Source organism: Glycomyces tritici, assembly GCF_030403505.1.
On sequence record NZ_JAUEMJ010000011.1, the window covers coordinates 193947 to 213693 of the forward strand.

The window sequence follows — 19747 nt, forward strand, 5'->3', positions numbered from 1 at the left end:
GCCGGCCTGCGCACCTACTGCGGCTCGGCTCCCCGATACCGGGCGAGGGACTCGGCGACCTGGTCGACGTCCGCGAGGATCACCACGACCGCGTTGTCGGGACCCATGCGTTCAGCGGCGACCCGTCGCACATCGCCGGGCGTGACACCCCGCAGCTGCTCGGCGTGGTCGGCGAGCCAGGAGAGCGGCAGGCCGCAAGCGGCGAGGGCCTCTATGCAGTTGGCGAGTCCGGCCTGCGTGGCGATGCCCATCTTCATCGCGCCGAGTGCGAACCCTCGCGCAGAGCGGAGTTCCTCCTCGTCCACCGGGCGCTCGGTCATTCCGCGGAGTTCACCGAGAATCTCCGCCAGTGCCGCGGCGGTCACGTCCGTGGCGACGTCCACCCCGATCAATTGCACCGACCCGACCGGGAGTTGGTCGACGTACGCCCAGAGTGAGTATCCGAAGCCTTTGGTCTCGCGCAGGTTCGATACGAGCCGGGAGATCGAATAGCCGCCCAGCGCCATGACGGCGAGGTGCTGGGCGGCGTTGTCGGGATGGGTGCGGCCGACGGCGCCGCACGCTACGCGGATCGACGACTGCACCGAGCCGGGGCGGTCGGCCAGGACCAGCGGCCCGGGCTCCAGTTCGGGCAGCGGCTCCGGGAGGCCGGGGCCCGCGGAACCGCTCCAGGATTCGAACGCCTTCTCGACGTCGGTGGCGGTCTGCTCGGGGTCGATGTCGCCGACGATGACCAGCCGGGCGCCCTTGGGCTGGAGCATGGACCGGTGGGCGGCTATGACAGCCTCGCGTTCGACCGCGGCGATTTCATCGGCGGAGGGTGTGCGGCGACCGTAGGGGTGTTTTCCCCAGAGGCGTGCGTTGAAGGCCCGGTCAACCTGGAAGTCGGCTCGCTGCTCAGCCACCGAGAGCCAGCTGATCACCCGGGCGCGTTTGGTCTCGAAGGGCCGTTCAGGGTAATCGGCGGTGGCGAGCAGGTCCCCGAGGACGGCTAGGAGGTCAGGGAGTCCTGAGGCGAGGCAGTTGCCGGAGATCGTGAGCTCGCCCGGGCCGGTGTCGGCGCGGAGCGTGCCTCCTGCGCCTTGGATGCGCTGCGCGAGCTGGGTCGAGGTCGCGTTCGCCGTGCCGGTGAGCAGTGCGGCGGCTGCCATGTCCTTGACCGCCTGGTTGATGCGAGCGGTCGGGATGGAGAGCCGAAGTTCAGCCAGTGGCACGCCTGGACGCCGGGCCATGATGAGTCGAAGCCCACTCGAGAACCGAGATTCGATCACGTTAGGCAGTCGAAGGGGCGCTTCCTCAGCAAGCGGTGGGATCTTCTTGAAATCGTGCTCGCTCACTCGCGTCGGCTCCCTTGGACGATTCTTGCTGCCCGACAGAACTTTTCATCGCTGGCCGGTGCCGAGAATCCTATCCGTAAAGATGCCTCGTCTTTACCAGCTCATGCGTTGCCTGTAGATCATCGTCGTCGTCCGACGGACTGTGCGGTCGTCCTACCAGTGGTGCATCACCGTCAGCACGCTGGACAGGCGCAAGACGCCTTGACCGAGTCCTAACCCCATCGAATGGCGCTTTAACGGCCACCGATGGAACCACCGCTGGGGGCCGCACTCTCCCCCGACCCACGAAATGACACGATCACCCGGACCCGATCGGCTCACCGACCAGCAACCACGGAACGAGCGAACGCCCCGATCAAGACCCCGAAGCCAACAACCACCCGCCACCACTGGCTAACGCCCAGCATTGACCAGCAAAGGCCGATCCGCAACGGCGCCTTCGCGAACGGCAAAAGGCTCCAATGGCTCCCCTATTGGCTCCCCGAGGCCCTCTACAAAGGTGTCACGCGGGGCCGCAGGGCTGCCCGAAAGACACGAAAAAAGGCCCTGTCACCAGGGCCTTTCGTCTGTGCGCGAGGGGGGACTTGAACCCCCACGTCCATAATAGGACACTAGCACCTCAAGTCTATTTTATGGCCTTCAGAGTCCAATTTGCTGATCATCCTCGCAGGTAGATCATACCTCGCGTTAGTCATCAATAGTCATTGTCCGGCAACATTGAGCATCGTTTTCCGCAGCGAATGGCTCGTAAATTGGCTCCGCAAACCCGTCCATAATCGACTAACGTCTACGGCCGTGGGGGCATGGGACCCGCCCGGGTCATGTCACAGACCCGTATGCCTCTGAACTGGCCGAACACGACTCCTCCCCGAGTTTCCTCGTCCGGTCGACGTATGACAGGGACGGCAACGAGCTCACCGCCGCGGTGACCTCAGCGTGAACGCCCCGCCCCTCCCCCGGCCACGGTCGCCACCAGGCTTCCCGGACGACCGTGGGCTGCAGGTAGCATCGCTCCCGGCCTGACCACCGGTACCGGCCCTACTACTCCAACTGGCAGAGAGAGCGCGGACTCAAGACCTGCAATCCCAGGTAGGGCACACACTTGCGAGAGTGCATTCCATATCTGTGGATCGGGTCAAAATGCGACTGTCGCGTGAGGTTGTGTAAGCGCAGAACGAACCGTGTCGGCGTCGTGTCGGGCAGGTGCGCTCGGAGTGATGAGGACCAGCAGTGCACAGGCGCGCAATGCCAGCGCCGCGTAGACGGGGTCGACTTCATCCACGAAGCCATGCGCGATCAGGTTGCGGAAATTCGAGCCTTCGGAAAGCAGGAAGGTGCGAAAGTATCGTTCCCAGTTCGGGTCGAAGTCGTTTTCACATAGCAGCGGGAGCAACGCGCCCAATCCGAGGAAATGTCCATCGGTGTCGCCGACTTGCGTCCGGTAGATCGGTTCGTTCAGATGGAGTAGCAGCGCCCGAGCGGCGGCTTCGATCTTGGGGACGGCCAAGTGAACGGCGGCTTCGAACTCGCCGAACAAAAATAGCCGCAGCGCCTTCGCAAGCGCGCGGGCGTAGGGAGGATGAACATCCTTCGCTCGGCTGCGGATGAATGTTTCCAGTTCCACTTCGGTCGGGATCGCGAAGCGGTTCTTGATCAATTCCAGTGCTTGGGCGAGCAGGACGCCTCGCACTGTCATAGAGAGCGTTTCGGCGCGGGCGAGTTCCTGGTTGAACACCGCGTCGGATCCGGTCAGTTTCCGGGATGGCATGTCGCCGTCGCGGTACGTCACGTTGGTCATGAGGCTACGGATTGGCGATGCCTCGGTGGCCGCGCGGGCCGTTTCGCGGTTGGATGCGACGTCACCACTCGGGGCATCGGTTGAGATCCAAAGGGCAAGAACGTCCTGCCAGGTTTGGGCGAGTTCGAAGCTGCGCATGAACCGTCCGGTGACGGCGTCAGGGACTTTGAATTCGAACTCCTCGACCACCCACTCGATGGGTGGTGCCTGTTGAAGGCCGACCTCCGCTTGCTCGGCGAGGTCGATGATGCCCAAGCGCCGCGCCTCGGTGGCGGCAATTTCTAGGTGGTGGCGAACTCCCATGCCGTCTTTGGCAGCCTCGGCTTCGGCAAGAACCGCCTGCACTTGGACCCGGCTGGCGTGCTCGATACGGGCCTGGTCATCGCCGGCGCGCCGGCGGACCAGCTCCGCGAAGTTCTTGACTACGTGCGAGGGGTGGTAAGCGAGCAGGGCTCTCTCGAGCAAGGCATTCGCGGCGGGGAGCCAAGGGGTTCCTCCCTTGGCTCGCGGCATGGTCATCGCCTGGAGTACTGGCAGCACCGCATACGGCTCCTCCTTGGCGTCCACGCGAGCTTCGGTGAACACCAGCATTGCGTCAATGGTCTCGGCTTCCAGCTCGCTCAGGGCGACCTCACGGGTGATGCTCCAGGCCCGAACCAGATTCATACCCTGGTCGAGGCGGCTCAGCTCACCTCCGACAGTCTCGAGGTATGCGCGGATCGCGCGGGATCCGGCCTCTCGGGAGTTGTCGGCGAGCCGAAGCGAGAAGACTATGTCCGCAAAGCGTGCCCTGGCAATTGGGTGCGTAACAACCTGTTCCAACCCGACCCAAAGCTGGCGGATGTCCTCGCTCGCCTGACGTAGCGGTTGCGGGAACTCGGAGTCTCCCTCCATAGGCTGCAAGGTCGCGGCGAAGCGTTTTGGCCGTTCCTGTTCGCAGGTCAGCCGGTAGTCGAAAGTGGCCGACAGCCCCCGCAAGGCGTTTGGGTCGAACTCCGGCGGCATGCCAGCGCTGGTACGCCGAATCCGGTCTGGCACCAGGTACATGTCCTCAGCACCCTCGCAGGCACCATCTACCAGGGCGGCCAACTCGGCGGTCTGGCCGGGATCGAATCCATATGCCGCCGCCGTGCCGCTCGCTTCGATGTTGGCATGGTCCCGCTGTGCAGGCACATCCCGGTAGCCGCTAGGCGATGCGGAGCTGGACTCTTCCATCTTTGCCTCCGAGGTTTCAAGTAGACGGAGCCTACGCCGTCGGTCCGACACGGACAGTTCCCGATATCCGCCTGCACTATCCACGACCGCGAACTCAACAAGCCCACGCGGCGGCGTGCTCAGTGGGTGATGTCCGGGCGAAGGATCCCTGAACGTCACCGTCTTACTACACCCGCAACCCGTGGACCTCATCCGCGGACGGAAGGATGGCGTGACCGGGATCTAGCCGGTCAGGACTGGATACAGCCCTTCGGGCTTTAGCTGGTTCAAGATCGACCTTGATGCCACCGCGCCGAGCGCCCCGCAGACGAATCCGCGCCCGTTCGGTGGATTGGCAGCGTTGGGCCAAGGTTCTAGATTATGGGGGTGGTCTTGGAGATACTATCGCTATCGTAGGTGCGGTTATTTCGCTTGGGGCAGTGTACTTCTCCTGGAAGTCATCGCGCGCCTCCGAGGCTTCCGCCGAAGCGGCTGTTCAATCTGCCGGCGCCGCGAACATCTCCGCAGGCGCAGCGGTCCGCTCGGCGGATGCGGCTGAGAAATCCGCGCATGTGGATCAGGAGCTGCTGCAGATAGAACTTCGTGACCGCGCGGCTGCGGAAGAAGAACTTCGCCGACGGCCGTGGAGCTTCGAAGGGATCACGCGCCGGATATTCGAGGCCACGTTCAATGGGGAGGTCGCGGTCGATGTTCACTTCAAGGTCATAAACGCGCGGTTGGTGCAACAGCGCCGTGACTCGAATGATGGTCCTATCCAGAATGGCGAGGTTTTCCAACTGACAGTCATTCCGGCTATGGGCTTCGACAATCGGATATGGGTGTTCTGGCGCGAGACTGGTGGAGATGGATCCGGACGGAGCCAGGCGTTCTCGATCTAGCACCTACCTACACCGCGGGAACAGCTTCCGTCACCCGACCTACGGAATCTCCCTTGCTGCATATTTGCCTCATGAAAGCCCTCGTCGAAATTGCTCATCTCGAATGTCATGATCCCGAGCGAAGCTCTCGTAGCTGCCCGCGAGCCTTTGAAGTACTCTCCGAGTTCGCGGCCAAGGGCCGGCACCAGCGGCAGCAGCTTGGAAGGCTGCGGCCAACTCTCGTTCGCTGTCGCCTCCGGAGCCGATAGACCGGCTGACCACGCCACGTTTATTGAACAGCCCCACGCTCAGACCAGAGTCGAGATCGTCGTCATTGATGTCCTCGAGTAGGTCTCGGACCGCACGAGGTGGCGCCATGCCATCTGGATCGGACGGTGCGTGCGCGAGAATGCCACCGAGTCGCTCGATGCCGAGTTCGAGCACACCGGCGTCGCGCAGCCCGGCGACGGCTTCCTCGACCCACCCTCGCAGGAGGTCCCGGTCCATCGTGCCGTCCTCCAGGACACCGGGGCAGAGCCTCCAGGACCTCAGGACTTGGAACGCCTGGTTTCGCTGCTTGGATGAGGCAGAGTGATCACCGAGCAAGGTCACCAGTTGCACGAACAGCCCGGCCTCGGCGGCCATGGTCCGGTGCAGTGAGGGTGCCTGTGCATCGAACCTGAGAACTGGATACAACTGCCATTCCAGGTCGAGGGCGCGGCTCCCTCCGAGTTCGGCTCGATGCCGGTACATCAGTTCGAAGAGATGCTCGAAGTCATAGGACGACAGGCGCTGCAACTCAGGATCCGCAACATCAGCGGCGATCATCCGCTCGCACGCGACTGCGGCGAACTCAGCGGCTTCGGCTGTTTCAAACGTCCCGCGGTGAACACTGAGAAGATCCAACACAGCGGCGTACCGGCCCACTCCAAGGAACCCGGCCGCGATGGCGCGGATCTCGCCTGGGGTGCTGCCGAGACCTTGGAATCTCTGCCAGTAGGCCCGGTTCACATCAAGCGGGTGGGCGTTGACCCGATGCCACGTCTCGGCGTTCGCCCCTGCCGCGAGGAGCACGACGACTTGTTGGTCGGCGCTGTGGGTGGCCTCCAGGAGGTTGTCGAGGAGCGTCGCGCCCTCCTGGGAGAGTCGTCGCGCGAAGTAGGCCGAAGCGGCGACACGTTCCGGACTAGGGGAAGCAGTCCATCCGAGTATCGCCCGGTCGTGGTCGTCCTGGCTTGTGCTGCTGGCGAGTGCGACTCCGACGATGTAAGGAAACTCCGTGGTTCTCGCCAGTTCGGCAATCGATGCGATTCCCCCTTCGTTGAGGATCTCGGTGATCGCTTCGGTCCGTCGATGGGCGACCTCGACACGGTGGACGGCGAAGTCGGTCGCTGCAGGCCCGTCTCCGAGGTACACCACCTCGGAAGCGAACAGCCATGCGTTCCGGGCGACGACGCTCTCTGGCTTGAGTGCGTTCAGTGCCGATTTCAACGGTTCGAGTTCTTCGGCGGACATCGCCCATGGGGCTTCGGCATGATCGCGATGGTTGGCGTAGACGTCGTGCAGCGCCTGCCACTCCTGTGCCCGCTCGAGGTCGTTCTGCGCCGGCGCTTGTTCGATGAGCCGCTCGAGGAACTTCTGCCGTTGTGAGGGCGGCAGGAAGCCGATCTTCCGGGTGGTCGCGTCGTAGCGGCTGAAGTCGGTGCCGAGCATTTCCAGGAGGAGATCGCTGAGCTGCAGCACGTTGTTATCGAATTCCGTACGAGTCAACCGAGCCGGCGCCTCCCACGACCGGAACCGTGGACCCCTGTGCACGACCTGGTTCTGGGTGCCGTCGGGGATGAGGTTGAGCACGAGCTCGAATGCTCGTGCAGGGCGCTGGCCGGCGAATCTGCGGAGCGCCCTCATGCGCTGCTCGATGTCAGCGGTCGTTTCTGGGGCCCAGGTGCTGAAGATGTCGGCAAGGCTGCGGTCGGGTCGGTTGGCCCAGTTGCCCCGTCCAGGGTCGAGTGCGTCAAGGCGGAAGAGCACGTCCACTGTCTCGTCGAAGTGCTCAGCAGGTCTCGCGAGAAGTTCGAGGGTGTGCATGAAGGTGGGATAGATCGGGGTGGATCCGAACATGGCGTTCGGCCCGGCTTCTTCGAACATTCGGCTGTGGAGCGGATTGTCGCCATCGAGGCCGCGGCGGACCGCTTCGAGGAACTCTTCGGGAGCGGCTTCTGCTAGAAGGTCGAGGACGTCGGCGAGGGCTCCCCACCGCTGGTAGGTGCGGTCATCGTTGGCGTTGGTCAAGAGCATCCATACGAGTCGACGACTGAAGGTGGCGCCGTTGTGGTTCGGTGGCGGGGCGATCGCCAGGAGCGCCAGCGATTGGGCGAGACTACGCCGCAGCGTGTCGGAGTAGCGTCGGCGCGATCCTGTGAGTTGCTCGGTGATGCGATCCTGCGCTTCCATGCCGAGGAAGGGGTCGGGTTCTTGAAGGACCTGCTCGATCATAGCCGCGAGGATGTTCAGATCCTCAGGAGTGATTGTGGGTCGGATGAGCTTCCAGGTGTCTTCTGCCGAAAGCGAGTACCAGCGGCCGTCAAATCTGCCGAGGGCGGGAATCGTGGCCTCGGCGAGCACGGCTGCCCGGTCCTCGGCATCGCTGTAGTTGCAACCGAGGTGCTCGGCAAGCAGGGCTCGATCGTCTTGGTCGCTGCCGTTCCAGGCGCCCAGCAGGAGCAGTCGTCGGCTCATGGCGTCGGGTTGGGTCGCCCATTCTGGGTGCATGTTCGCGGGACGCTTGGCGATCGCTCGCCGCACCGCCGGCAGGCTCTCCCTGGCCAAGACACCGAGGCGCTGCGCTGCGTCCCTCGGTAGGCCGGCCGCAGTGAACGCCGAAGCCGCGGCATCAGAATCAACCCGCCCGATCGAGACATCAGCATCGTTCCCCAGAGGTGCAAGCACGATCAGTTGATGCGGCAGACCGTAGGGGATCTCCGCGGCCATCGCGGCGTCAGGCACGACGAGCAGCAGTGGCGATGTCTGCTGCCAGACCTGCGGCAGGCTCTCGCGTGCGCTCACAACCAGCGCTCGTGAGAACCATGCTTCCCGATGCGCGGCATCGGATGTTGCGATAGTGCTTGCTACGAATGCGGTGAACTCGTCAGGGCTCAGAGCACCGACGCTCGCGTGCTGTGATGTCACATCCCCGGCGACCGAAATGTACGGGGTCGATGACCGCAACGTCGTCCGGAGCTTATTTGCGCTCGCTTCGCGACCGGCAAGGACGAGCGCCGGGCTCAGTGCCGGTTCGGTTGAGGGCAGCCAGTTGCGCTCGAACCAATCCGCAACCGATCGGACACCATGAAGCGGCTTGCCCAATTGGTTCGCCAGCCACACCGTGGTGCCCGGAGCGCTCTCGAGCCATTGGTGGATGCTATCGAGATTGATCGCCCTGACCGACTTCCACCGGCCCTCAGCAGCACGATCAGTGGCCCAATCGGGCCCTTTCGCCCAAACCCTCAAACTGACCTGTACATACGTGAAATCACTCGGATCGGCGTCATGCGGCCCGGACTTGCGCTTCCCGTAGTCATCGTCCGCCTTCACGCCCGGACTCTGCTGGACAGACAGCTCCCACACCGAACGCCCTGAGGGCACCCTCGAAGTCGCACCACTGGTGGCGACGACGCCGTCGAAGCCACCGACCGCGGTACCTCCTTCGCCCGGCATCTCCAACTCTTCAAGACCGACCGCTGTCTCCGCAATCAGCCGACGAATCAGAATCGGGAACAAGGCCGCGAACCCATCTCGGTCCGCCGCGAGAGCTAGGTCCGTGCGAGAGATGGGCGGCCACACTGCCTCAACCATCACTCCACTTTACGCGTAACGAACGACAGCGAAGCTCCTGCGAGCCTCCTCATCGAGCCGCTCAGCGGTATTCCAACGCCGCCACCTGACCGTAAGTCCGCTGAATCTCTGGGAACCGGTCGGAGAGGCTGTGGCTTGGGGCCGCGGAGCTGGCTTCGTAACGGGATTTGAGGATGCATAAACGGCATCCGGTTGAGTGTGCCGCGAAGCCGCGCAAGCCCCTGCTCACGCTCATTGAACCTGATGGCATGCTTGCGCACTATCAGACGTGAAGGCAGCGACGTTGCATCCGAGTGCCGGGAGTGTTCAGTCTCGAGAACCGGGAACCGACGCATAGACATGAGTGTCGTCGCCCGGCTCGGGTCGGGACCCCTCCCGCCGCTGCCGTGCGAGCATCGTGTCGAGGCGGGACGCTGATCGGTAGAGGAGAGGTCCACATGGCGGCAGACTTGGAAGGGCTCATCAACGACCTGGAGCGCCCGCAGTCCGGGTACAGCGAGGTGAGCCCGCGGGATCGCGCGATCGTCGCGCTCCAGGAGCGCGGCTCAGAAGCCGCGCCCGTGCTGATCTCGAGGCTGGACGGGCTACTGACCGAGTGGGCCGAGTACTTCGCTCGAGTCGACTCGGTGCTCAAGGTGTGGCGGCAGTGGTACGACGAGAGCGAGCAACTCTCGGCCGTGCATGGCGTCGGCGCCGACGTCGAACGGTATCGCTCTATCCCGACATCGTCGCTTCCCGACCGACCGGCGCGCCCCGTTGACAACAGCCTGCTGGTTGACGGCCTAATCACGGCCTTGCACCGCATCGGGGATGTGAGAGCGGGAGCCGTCCTCTGCAAGGCGTTGGCCGACCCGGTCGGCATCGATTCAGCAACATTGGCATTGCGTGACATCCGGGTCGAAGGCGCGAAGCGGCACCTGCTCGATGCGGCGGCCCGGGTTAAACTCGACGACAGGCAGTTTCGAGCACTCGTCGAGACCGTCCGCGACTATGGTGTCTCCGTGTCCCATGCCAGGACGCGCCTCGCTGCGGAGACAAGCCCTGAGGGCCGGGTGCGCCTGTGGCGCTTGGTGAACGAGCTCGCGACCAGCAACGCTGACCGCCTCGCGCTCGCGGATATCCGAGATCCGCTGGTGTACATGGCGATGGACTCGCCGCCGGACCGGTGGGAGGCGATGCGCCAGTTGAGCGAGTCCGGACTCCTCGGCGACGCTAGGGACCAGGAACCCTGGAACCGCGAGTATGAGGCGCCGCCGTCGCCGGGGATCGTGAGCGCGGCGATCGTGTTGGCCGGACGGGACAAACCTAAAGGGTTCGGGTACGAACTGCGGCGCCGGATCCGGCAGGTGGTCCAGAGCGACAACAGCGAGTCGGCCGCGCCGGGCGTCCTCGCGGCGTTGCACGAGCAAATACCCGGGGCATCAGCCGCGGAACTCGTCTTCACGTTGGAACTCGCGAAGTTTCTCGCGGCCAGGAACGACTTGATGGATGATCCCATGGACCTGGTCAGGCCGCTCTATCGGCTGAGTCTCCACTCCGAACCGGAGATCAAGGACCGCGCACTTGGCGCCCTGTACCACGGCTGGATGCTTTTCGAGCAGATGGCGCAGCGAGACCAGGCCCGCAGCGAGGAGGCGACCATGATCTTCGAGGAGACGGCCCGGCCCGAAGACCGGGATCGCTACCAGGACTTCCTGTCCGTCAACCGTCCCTGGTGGAAGAAGCTCCTTCGTCTCACAGGCGCGGCGCCTCGTCATCGGTGAGCGCGTCGACCGGGACCCGCCAGGCGACGCTATTGAGATTGTTGCGTCCTGATCGGAGGCCGTTGGGGCGCAGCGGATTTGGTGGACCCAGGTCTTCGGTGCCTGCAGGAAGCTCCTGGTAGAACGGCGAATACCACTTCAACGGATCGAACCCAGGAGCTTCCCCTTGCTGTTCTACCCTGCCGCCCTCCCGCTGTCCACCTCGACCCTCCAGCAAGTCGCCGTCCTTATCCGCGGCCACCGCCGAGCCATCGGCTCCAGATGGCGGGCCCTCGACCCAGGTGCCCAGGCCCTGCTCACCCTGGCCTACCTGTGCAAAGGCGAGCGACTCCGCGACCTCGCCGCTGGCTCCGGGATCTCGCCGGCCACCGCCTGGCGGCGCACCCGCGAGACCATCGCCCTCCTCGCCGCCCACGCCCCGGGCCTGCGCGACGCCCTGCGCCACGCGAAGCGGACTACTCCGGAAAGCACAAGAGGCACGGCATGAACCTGCAGGCGCACGCCGACGCGCACGGGAACCTGCTCAAAAGGTCTCTGAAATACTAAGAGCTTGGATTCTTTCACGAAGTTCGCCGTCGGGCCCGATCCACTTGAAAGTGACCCTAGCTGGCAGACTCGTGCCGAAGCCGAGGTTTGCCGGGATCGTGCAGTGCTCTCCAGGCAGCAACTCGGATCCAATGAGGATCTCAATCTGATCTCGCCGCAATATATAAGGTTGGTCTGCCGCAATACCTTCGACTCGGACAGTTTGCGGACCAATGTTGGCGACCACCAACATCCCGATGCCACTACGTTCAACCAAGCGCCCCGTGAGCAATCCAGTCATGGGAACAGGTGAGCCACTCGACCGTTCTGGAATCCGCAATGATCCTGCAATTGCTTCCAAGTGCTCGCTCATTTTCCATTGGGCATCAGAGGCTTTGTCACGAGCGGTTTTGGAGTCTTTGGAAGCTGATCTACTTTGCATCAGTCCAATAAGGCTAATAACGAGTGCGAGAAGTGCGATCAGGGCAGATAGGAGGGCGGCATTATCGCTAAGCTGCTGGAGAAAGCCCATCGCAGAACCATAGCAGACTTGACGGGGCTGGCAGGGCGGTGCAGGCGGCTATCCGGGTGAGCGCCTCCACTTCAGCCACCGTGTCTGAACCTCGGGGCCCCCAAACCCGTTCAGGCGGCTCAACAGCTCGCAAGGTCGTCATCCACCCCTGCTGGGTGTGTACTCATGTGACTGTGCTGCAAGAATGTTCGTATGAGACCTCGCAAAGCCCTATGGTGGTCTTTCCGAGCCAACCTCATCTGTGGTCCAGCACCGTGGTCGCCGCCAGCACCTGGTGGGAGCGACGCCCGTGTCGCGGATGGAAGGACGGTGTAATGGCGAAGTCGAAGTCCCGCAAACCAAAGCGCTCGGACCGGCTCGTCCCTCACATCCGCGCGCATGAGCTTCAGCGCTCAATGAAGGGATCGTGCCGAGCGTACCTTCCATCGGACCCTGTCGCGCTTCTCGCACCGCGGCTTCCCTTGGCGTCGTGGGCGTGGAGGGCACCCGCTCGCAGCGATGGAGCTGCGCCTTCGCGGCTGGGGCCTGGGCCTTCAGCTGGCGCCGCCGACTCGATCGGGAAGGCGGCCCACCCCGATTGGAGGCTCCTGTGGAGCTCACCCAGTTCAATCTCCATCCCCACGACAGGATCAAACTAGAGCCTCTCAGCTCGCGCGGGGACTGACCGACGACCTCCCCTACGCGGCGATCGCCCGCCAGATCAACCGTCCTACATCGACGGTGACGCGCGAGGTGATGCGAAACGGCGGGCCGGGAGGCTACCGCCCGGATCTGGCCCACCTCGCCGCCGAACGCCGAACCCGCCAAGGCAAACGCACAGGGGCTCATCAGCAGGGAACGCGGCGAGGGTCGCCGCGAGCGCTACTTCGTCGACAGCGACGTCTGGTACCAGTCCACGATCGACAGCGCCCGCGGCACGGCCGAACTCGCAGACGTCGCCCGGCAGGGCGTCACCGTCCTCGGCCGCGACACGTCGGCCGGCGTCCGCCTGGAGAACATGGCCCGCTTCGGCGACCACATCAGCGAAGCCATCCAGCGCGCCGCAGAACAAGTCCGCGAACTCCTCCAAACCCGGCCCGCAACCGACCTGACGGACAACGCCACCACCGACTGAGAGGGGCCCGGCGGGAGATTGTCGCGCCGGGCCTATCTCATCGAGGAGCCCCCTGGTGCCGCTCCGGCCTTTACCGAACTTTCATGGTGCGGCGAGGTACAGGGCGGGTAGAAGAAAGCCAATCTCCGCTGCTGAGCTTGAGAACCCAAAGGTGGACAGCGCTCATCTACTCTGGTGCTGCAGCCAGAAGAAATGGGGCAAGCTGATGCCGGAAGTGCTGAGAGATCAGGAAACTCCTGGGGCTCCACGGTCAACGCCAAACGGAAGGGGCTTGCGTTCATGGTGGCGCAGGCGCTCTGAAGCGATGCGAACCACTATGGTCTCTGGTGTCATCGCCGTTGTCGTGGCCCTGGGAACCCTCACTGTTCCACCTCTCATCAAAGCACTCTCGGATGACCCGCCTGCGCCTGAAGTGCGGCTCGCGAGCGTGATTGTCCATGAACCCGACGGCGATGTGGCGTCTATGGAGTTCACGATCCATAACACCGGTAGCAGCCGTGGGATCGTGGAGGAAGCGGTCTTCACCGTAGAGGAGGTCATCACCGTGGTCCCCTGTGTCGGCGGCGGCATCGTTGAACTCTCGGCGGAGTATGACCTGCTACTTCCTTCGAGAGCCGAAAAAGGCGACCAGTTCACCGTACCCGTTAGTCAGCAGGTCGGTCCTGACGAAGCTGACCGTTTCGCTATCAACGCCCGCTTGGACCAAGCTGCCATGGGCTTTGAGACGTTGTTTCGGTTGGATGTTCAGCTGGCCGTTGACGGGCCGGCAGAAGATCTAGCCGTCGGGACCGTCATAGTCTCTCTGCCCCACTCACCAGCGAACAGTTCGTTGACCTACTGGGGTGGCGAGCATACCGAGATCAACTTGCAGTGGATGGAGAGTCAAGGGGAAGCCGCACAGGGCGTAAAGGAATGCATCGACGAAAACACACAGATCTTGCATGATTTCTTGAAGGCTCCTGGAGAGCGTCCGCCCTCGCTTGTACGCCTTTTCGACGAGCTCGACTTTTGATGTCACGGCCATCGAACAATGCGTCACGGCCTCAGCGCCGCCGGCGGCCGTGAGGCGGCAGTCGTGATCACTGTCGGCAAGCCCTCGAAGGAACTCGAGGAACCCCTCGATGGCGGCATCGTTGTCCCGGAAGTAAACCGAAATAGGTGCGGCGTGAACGTCACCGCGGATCGCTGTCGTCGGCGCTTTCGGCCTCGTCGTCTTCGACGCGTGACCGGGACGCTGCTAGAAAGTGACGAGCAGCGAGGCAAAGGAAGAGAACTATGGCGACACCAGCCGTGACCGTCCCGACGAGCTTCATTGGAGAAGCAGGCAACGTCACAAACACCGCCAGCAAGCCGACCACGAAGCCCATCATCGCTACCGATAGCGCGATCGTGGAAAGACTGGCGCCGTTTCGGACTGCATGCTCCGACAATCGGCGCTGACGCTCCCACGCAAGCTGGTGTTGTTCGATGAGTTCGGTCAGCAATTCGTTCGTTCGCTGCTGCTCGCGAGCCAGCGCGTGGACCTCATCATGCAAGGACCGCACCTGATTGCGAGTAACGAAAGGATTCACACAAGCACCTCGCGCTCTTGGGATTCACCGTATCCAGTTCGGAGGGCTGATCAACTGAATTCACACTCAAACACGTTGACCATTTCCACGTAGCCTGGGTCTTCTTCTTCCCCCCAGCCGGATTCCGGATTTCCAAAGAACCGGTCTTGGGCGCACGACATCGAGGTCATTCGAAACGGTGTGCCCCCGTTGTCGATCGTCACCGATCCCAATTCGCCGTCGACCTCGTAGTCGACTACCAGCCGATACTCGTACGCGCCACCGGGCAATTCGTGATCCAGCGTCACCTTGACCATGACCGCCTGCTTATCGCCAGGCGCCACGTTGATGACCTGCTCCTCGAAGAATGCACGATCGGTGGGGTATCCGGATTCCTCATCGATCGTGTAGGGGCCCTGATCCGGTGCGTTCAGCAGCAGATGCATCTGGTCAATCGGATCCCCACCGCACGGAGGAGGTTCAACAAACGTGCCACCTTCGATCGTTTCACGTTCGGAGATGATCTCGGCCCGGATGTCCTTGACGGTCACCTGCTGCGCCAGGTCGGTTTGGAGGGTGAAGAAGACACTCATGGTGCCTTCGAGGTACGCGCCCGCAGTCAGCATGGTTCCAACGAGTTCAGCGTTGTTCCGGTAGTACGGGAGGCTTTCGAGCATCACGTCAGCTTCGGCGCTCAAACTCTCGTCGAACACGAAGTTCCGGCAGTCATCGCCACCGCCGAGCTGCGTGACCGTTGCCAGCAGGACCTCCGTGTCCGCTGGCGAACTCTCACTTGAAGGTGCGGCTTCGATGGGGGTTGTCCCCGACGCCTCCGGTCGCACTTCGCCCTGCCTAAGCGCTCCGACGACGGCGGCGACCACGACAACGAGGACAAGCGCGGCCGCACTGACTACGAACACGGTAGTTCGACTCGGCATGCGCGGCTTCAACGCAGAGGCTTCGAAGGTACGCAAGACCGCTCACTTTCGTCGAAGGGACCCCTATCGTATTACGAGCCATAAACATCCGAAGTTCCTCGCTTCCGCGATCACAATCAATAATGGAACAGGCTCTGAAGCTGGTCTGGTCGACGCTCCGTGGGTCCTCGACTCACCGACTACGACAGATTCGCCCTCGATGGCGAGCGCCTTGGGCGAGCAAGGTCCCCTTTGGACCGATGGCATGCGCGTCAGAGGAACTGGAGTGGGTCGTCCTAGAGGGTGATGAGCACGGCCAGGGCCATGACGACCAGTGCGCCGAGCCCGCTGAAGAACCCGCCGGCCGCAGTGCTGCGGTTGGTGGCGAGGCCGGTGCGGGCCCGGTTGAGGCCGATGGCGCCGAATACGACCGCCAGTAGGCCGACTGGCCAGGTGAAGAGGTAGAGCATGGGCACCCACAGGAGCGCAAACGCGATCAACCCGAGGACGAGCGCGGTGATGCCGATGCCGTTCTCGGGGGGTCGATCGCCCTGGGGCGGAATGGGTGCGTCGGTGAAGGGGTCGAGCATGGCGGCGCGTCCGGATCTCTAGTACTGCTGCGACACTTGGCGTTACCGGTTGCGAGGCTTGCTCGTTCTCCAGTCATGGAGAGTGTGAATCTTGCTCGCTGGAGTGCGGAGTTTGAGGACTTGATGGGCCGGATCGGGCCACGGTACGTCCGCTCGGAGCCGCGGGGCCGGGTTCGTGACTACATCGCGGGGCTACTTTCGGGCATCGCTCGTAAGAACTCGTGGTGGCTGGCCGAGCACGCCGGGGAGGCCGGACCGGAGGGCATGCAGCGCCTGCTGCGCAAGGCCCGCTGCGACATCGACGGCATCCGCGATGACCTGGCAGGCTATGTCGCTGACCGGCTCGGCGAGTCCGACGGTGTTCTGATCCTGGACGAGACCGGGTTCGTCAAGAAGGGCCGAGCCTCGGTCGGAGTGGCCCGACAGTACTCAGGAACGGCGGGCAGAATCGAGAACTCGCAGATCGCTCTGTTCGCCGCCTACGCCTCCTCGCGTGGGCATGCCCTGGTCGACCGCGAGCTCTATCTGCCCAAAGAGTGGATCGACGACCCTGCTCGATGTGAGAGCGCGGGGGTCCGCTGAACGCGTCGCGGCGGGCACGCTCACGAAACCCCGGCCCAGACCGTGATCGAACGCGCCGAGTCGTCGGGGATGCCGTTCCGATGGGTGACCGCCGACGCGGCCTACGGATCGGCGAAGTACCTCAGAGTCTGGCTTGAGGAACGCGACCGGTTCAATGTGCTCGCGTTGCGTGGCAAGGACGACGTGGTCATCGGCTTCTCCCAGCAGCGCGCCCAGGCCGTCATCGCCGCTCTTCCCGCGAGAGCCTGGCAGCGACTCAGCGTCGGGGCCGGCTCGCATGGTCCACGCCGCTACGACTGGGCCCGGGTCCCGGTCCGTTTCCTGTGGCGGCCTGGCCGGGGCCACTGGCTCCTGGCCAGGCGCTCGATCTCGGACCCGACCCAGATCGCCTACTACATCTGCTACGGGCCCCGCCGCTCCAGCCTGACCGATCTGGCGTGGATCGCCGGGACTCGCTGGAAGGTCGAGGAGTGCTTCCAGCAGGCCAAGGACGTCTGCGGCCTTGACCAGTACCAGGCCAGGACTTGGCGGGCTTGGCATGCGCACATCACGTTCGCGATGATCGCCCACGCTCTGCTCGCGGCCAGCCGCGCTACGAGAGCACAAAAGGGGGTGTCTCGGATCCGGGAGAGGAGGGCATTCCGTTGACCGTCCCCGAACTCCGGCGACTGTTCTACGCGCTTGTCCTTGCGCCCCAACCGGATAACGAGCGAATGCTTGCCTGGTCACGGTGGAGGCGACGAAAACAGCACCAGGCCAGAGAAAGCCACTATCGAAGGCGTCGTCTCGCGGCACTAGCATGACAGCCTATGGACCAGCAGACGCGAATCGCGAGGATTCGCAGCGTCGTCGACTCGGTGCCCTGGAAGAACTTCCCTGACCCACTTGGCGCCGCCGTCGATCTGAGCGAGCCCTTGCTGCGGATCGCGTTGGACCGGCGGCTCCCTCAGGAAGAGCGGTACTACTGCTCTGGACTCGTCAACCACATCTGCCTGCAGGGCACCATGAGCGAGCTAACCCTGCCGACGGTCCGCACCGTCAACCGCCTCCTTGCGATGGACTTGGCGGTCAAGCCCGACCTGCTTTATGAACTACTCGAGGTGCTCACTTCATCCCGGACTGAACTCGAGATGACCGATCCCGAGACCGGCGAACGGGTGACCATGTGGCAAGCGGTGTTCCGTGAGCTGTACGAACACAAGGATCTCTACCTCCGCGACCTCCAGCAAACAACCCCGTCGGCAAGCCCTGCGCTGCTTGACCTGCTCTGGTTTCTCGCACCGAAGTACCCGGACATCATCGACCAGTCCACCGCCAGGGCCGGGGCGCTTGACGGCGCCGAGCGCAAGGCCCTCGAAGCCAAGATCGAAGCGATGCGCGAAGCGGTCGACGAAGACCAGACGGATCATGACTCCCGATACGACCTCGAACCCTAAGCCCGCAGCCGCAACTGCTGAGTCCTCAAGTCAAGTGTCGCAGCAGTACTAGAAGCCGAGGCGGCCGCGGACCGGGGCCGGGGTCGAGTTCGACGTGGCTGACGGCGTGCATCTGTGCGAGGGCGGCGCAGCCTCGATTTCGCGGAGCAAGACGGGGCTCGATTGGATCTCATCCAAGGTGAGCGAGCTCCGGTATGACTCCGAAATCTGCCGCGGCAGGCCAGGCTTTGAGGAGCCGGTAGCGATCGGGTTCATCGAGAATGAACGCGACGCTGTACCTAAGCGATGTCCCGGAAGCTTGGGGTCGGTCAGTCCGCATCCGTGTCGGTGCCTCTGGCGCCGGCGGAGCGAAGGGACTGACCTAGAGATCCGGTGAGGATACGGGGGTGGCGACGCCACCACCACATGTCGTGGTCGGGCAGTTTGTGGAACTGGTCGAGTGCCAGACCATCGTCATCGATCGTCGCCGCGCGGAAGCGGTCATCGAGGGTCTTGATCTGCGGAGTCCAGCGTCGGACGACATCATCGTGCAACAGGATCCATGCCTCGTGGAGCCAGTTTCGGCAGTAGAGGTCGTTGGCGTACTCGTAGATGTCGTCGCCGTAGCCGCGTTCGACGTCGGCCACCAGGTGCGCCCACCGATTGACCCGCTCGGCAACGGTGAATGCTGTCCGCCAGCCACGCCGATGGAGCAGCTCGCCGACCTCGGCTTCGTCGAAAGTACTCACCGAGGAAGGGTCGCACGTTGATGACGCTGCGATCGAGGTGCCCGTAGGAGCCCGCACGCTTCACGATCGGGTTCAACTGGACCGGCTCGGATGCTGTTGGAACACAAGGGATCATAGGCGAGTGGCAAGTGTGATCAGTGCGGCGGACGAGACGATGATCGAGCTGTTCAGCGGCCTGCCGGCCCGGCAGTTCGCCAAGCTCTTGCGGCAGTTGCGATCCGAGGGCGCCGAGCCCGCCCTCAAGGGCCGTCCCTGGGGACTTGCCTTCGAAGACCGGGTCCTGCTGGTCGCCGCGTACTGGCGCACCAACCTGACCATGCGCCAGCTCGCGGCGCTGTTCGGGACTTCAAAGTCCGCCGCGGATCGGATCATCGACGACCTGGCACCGAAACTCGCGCTTCGGCCCCGACAGCGCTTCGCGCCCGAGACCGTCCTCATCGTTGACGGCACCCTGGTCCCCACCAGGGACCACGCCGTAGCGGCTAAGTCGAAGAACTACCGATACTCCACGAACCATCAGGTCGTGATTCACGCCGACACCCAGCTCGTGGTCACCGTCGGGACGCCGCTACCGGGTAACCGGAACGACTCGATCGCCTTCGCCGCTTCCGGTATCGACCACGCCACGCGCACCGCGACCGTGATCGCTGATGGCGGCTACCCGGGAACCAGGGCGGTCATTCCGCACCGGCGCAAATCCAAGGACGAACCACTGGTCGGGTGGAAGGAAGAGCACAACGCGTCGCACCGGCATGTCCGCGCCCGGATCGAGCACACGTTCGCGAAGTTGAAAGTCTGGAAAGTCCTGCGCGACTGCCGCCTCCGTGGCGAGGGCTCCGCCGAGGCAATGGCCGGCATCGCCCGCCTCCACAACCTCACCCTTACAGGCTGACACCCGCGAAACCGCCGCGCCTGGGCGCACCCACGAGCAACTAACGGGACATCGCT

General features: G+C 63.7%; 14 protein-coding genes and 2 pseudogenes. 8 read left to right on the top strand and 8 right to left on the bottom strand.

Going from position 1 to position 19747, the window contains the following annotated elements; genetic code table 11:
* Nucleotides 1-14 precede the first annotated feature (14 nt).
* The gene (locus tag QWI33_RS25900; RefSeq protein ID WP_289959741.1) at nt 15-1214 is read right to left on the bottom strand and encodes a M16 family metallopeptidase; all 1200 of its coding nucleotides are present in this window, start codon (nt 1212-1214) and stop codon (nt 15-17) included.
* Between the two features lie 1258 nt (nt 1215-2472).
* The gene (locus tag QWI33_RS25905; RefSeq protein ID WP_289959742.1) at nt 2473-4350 is read right to left on the bottom strand and encodes a DUF7380 domain-containing protein; all 1878 of its coding nucleotides are present in this window, start codon (nt 4348-4350) and stop codon (nt 2473-2475) included.
* Between the two features lie 419 nt (nt 4351-4769).
* Here QWI33_RS25905 and QWI33_RS25910 point away from each other — a divergent pair, with 419 nt between their 5' ends.
* Complete coding sequence (locus tag QWI33_RS25910) at nt 4770-5228, top strand: hypothetical protein (RefSeq protein ID WP_289959743.1); 459 nt, start codon at nt 4770-4772, stop codon at nt 5226-5228.
* A 69-nt stretch (nt 5229-5297) separates the two neighbouring features.
* Here QWI33_RS25910 and QWI33_RS25915 read toward each other — a convergent pair whose 3' ends face one another.
* Nucleotides 5298-9062, bottom strand: a complete 3765-nt coding sequence (locus QWI33_RS25915; RefSeq protein ID WP_289959744.1) for a hypothetical protein — start codon at nt 9060-9062, stop codon at nt 5298-5300.
* Between the two features lie 437 nt (nt 9063-9499).
* Here QWI33_RS25915 and QWI33_RS25920 point away from each other — a divergent pair, with 437 nt between their 5' ends.
* Both QWI33_RS25920 and QWI33_RS25925 read left to right on the top strand, forming a co-directional pair.
* The gene (locus QWI33_RS25920) at nt 9500-10825 is read left to right on the top strand and encodes a hypothetical protein (protein WP_289959745.1); all 1326 of its coding nucleotides are present in this window, start codon (nt 9500-9502) and stop codon (nt 10823-10825) included.
* Nucleotides 10826-10991: 166 nt separating this feature from the next.
* Nucleotides 10992-11312 carry a transposase family protein gene (locus QWI33_RS25925; RefSeq protein ID WP_289959746.1) on the top strand — a complete coding sequence of 107 codons (321 nt, stop codon included), beginning with the start codon at nt 10992-10994 and terminating at the stop codon, nt 11310-11312.
* 36 nt (nt 11313-11348) lie between these two features.
* Here QWI33_RS25925 and QWI33_RS25930 read toward each other — a convergent pair whose 3' ends face one another.
* Nucleotides 11349-11882, bottom strand: coding sequence for a hypothetical protein (locus tag QWI33_RS25930; RefSeq protein WP_289959747.1), 534 nt, complete (start codon nt 11880-11882; stop codon nt 11349-11351).
* Between the two features lie 576 nt (nt 11883-12458).
* Between QWI33_RS25930 and QWI33_RS29525 the strand changes: the two are divergent.
* Both QWI33_RS29525 and QWI33_RS25935 read left to right on the top strand, forming a co-directional pair.
* Nucleotides 12459-12996: pseudogene (locus QWI33_RS29525) on the top strand (helix-turn-helix domain-containing protein).
* A 304-nt stretch (nt 12997-13300) separates the two neighbouring features.
* A complete protein-coding gene (locus tag QWI33_RS25935; protein ID WP_289959748.1) occupies nt 13301-14008 on the top strand; it encodes a hypothetical protein in 708 nt (235 codons plus the stop codon).
* Nucleotides 14009-14168: 160 nt separating this feature from the next.
* On the opposite strand, the gene QWI33_RS25940 is transcribed toward QWI33_RS25935, so the two are convergent.
* The 3 genes from QWI33_RS25940 to QWI33_RS25950 form a co-directional block, all read right to left on the bottom strand.
* Complete coding sequence (locus tag QWI33_RS25940) at nt 14169-14531, bottom strand: hypothetical protein (protein ID WP_289959749.1); 363 nt, start codon at nt 14529-14531, stop codon at nt 14169-14171.
* 86 nt (nt 14532-14617) lie between these two features.
* Nucleotides 14618-15520: a hypothetical protein gene (locus QWI33_RS25945; protein WP_289959750.1), complete on the bottom strand. Its 903-nt coding sequence runs from the start codon at nt 15518-15520 to the stop codon at nt 14618-14620.
* 239 nt (nt 15521-15759) lie between these two features.
* Nucleotides 15760-16053, bottom strand: coding sequence for a hypothetical protein (locus QWI33_RS25950; RefSeq protein WP_289956482.1), 294 nt, complete (start codon nt 16051-16053; stop codon nt 15760-15762).
* 123 nt (nt 16054-16176) lie between these two features.
* Between QWI33_RS25950 and QWI33_RS25955 the strand changes: the two are divergent.
* Both QWI33_RS25955 and QWI33_RS25960 read left to right on the top strand, forming a co-directional pair.
* A pseudogene (locus tag QWI33_RS25955) lies at nt 16177-17283 on the top strand (IS701 family transposase).
* A 161-nt stretch (nt 17284-17444) separates the two neighbouring features.
* A complete protein-coding gene (locus tag QWI33_RS25960) occupies nt 17445-18071 on the top strand; it encodes a hypothetical protein (RefSeq protein WP_289959751.1) in 627 nt (208 codons plus the stop codon).
* Between the two features lie 308 nt (nt 18072-18379).
* On the opposite strand, the gene QWI33_RS25965 is transcribed toward QWI33_RS25960, so the two are convergent.
* On the bottom strand, nt 18380-18799 hold the full coding sequence (locus QWI33_RS25965; RefSeq protein ID WP_289953626.1) for a hypothetical protein: 420 nt from the start codon (nt 18797-18799) through the stop codon (nt 18380-18382).
* A 121-nt stretch (nt 18800-18920) separates the two neighbouring features.
* Between QWI33_RS25965 and QWI33_RS25970 the strand changes: the two genes are divergently transcribed.
* Complete coding sequence (locus QWI33_RS25970; RefSeq protein WP_289953625.1) at nt 18921-19691, top strand: transposase; 771 nt, start codon at nt 18921-18923, stop codon at nt 19689-19691.
* The last annotated feature ends 56 nt before the right edge of the window (nt 19692-19747 follow it).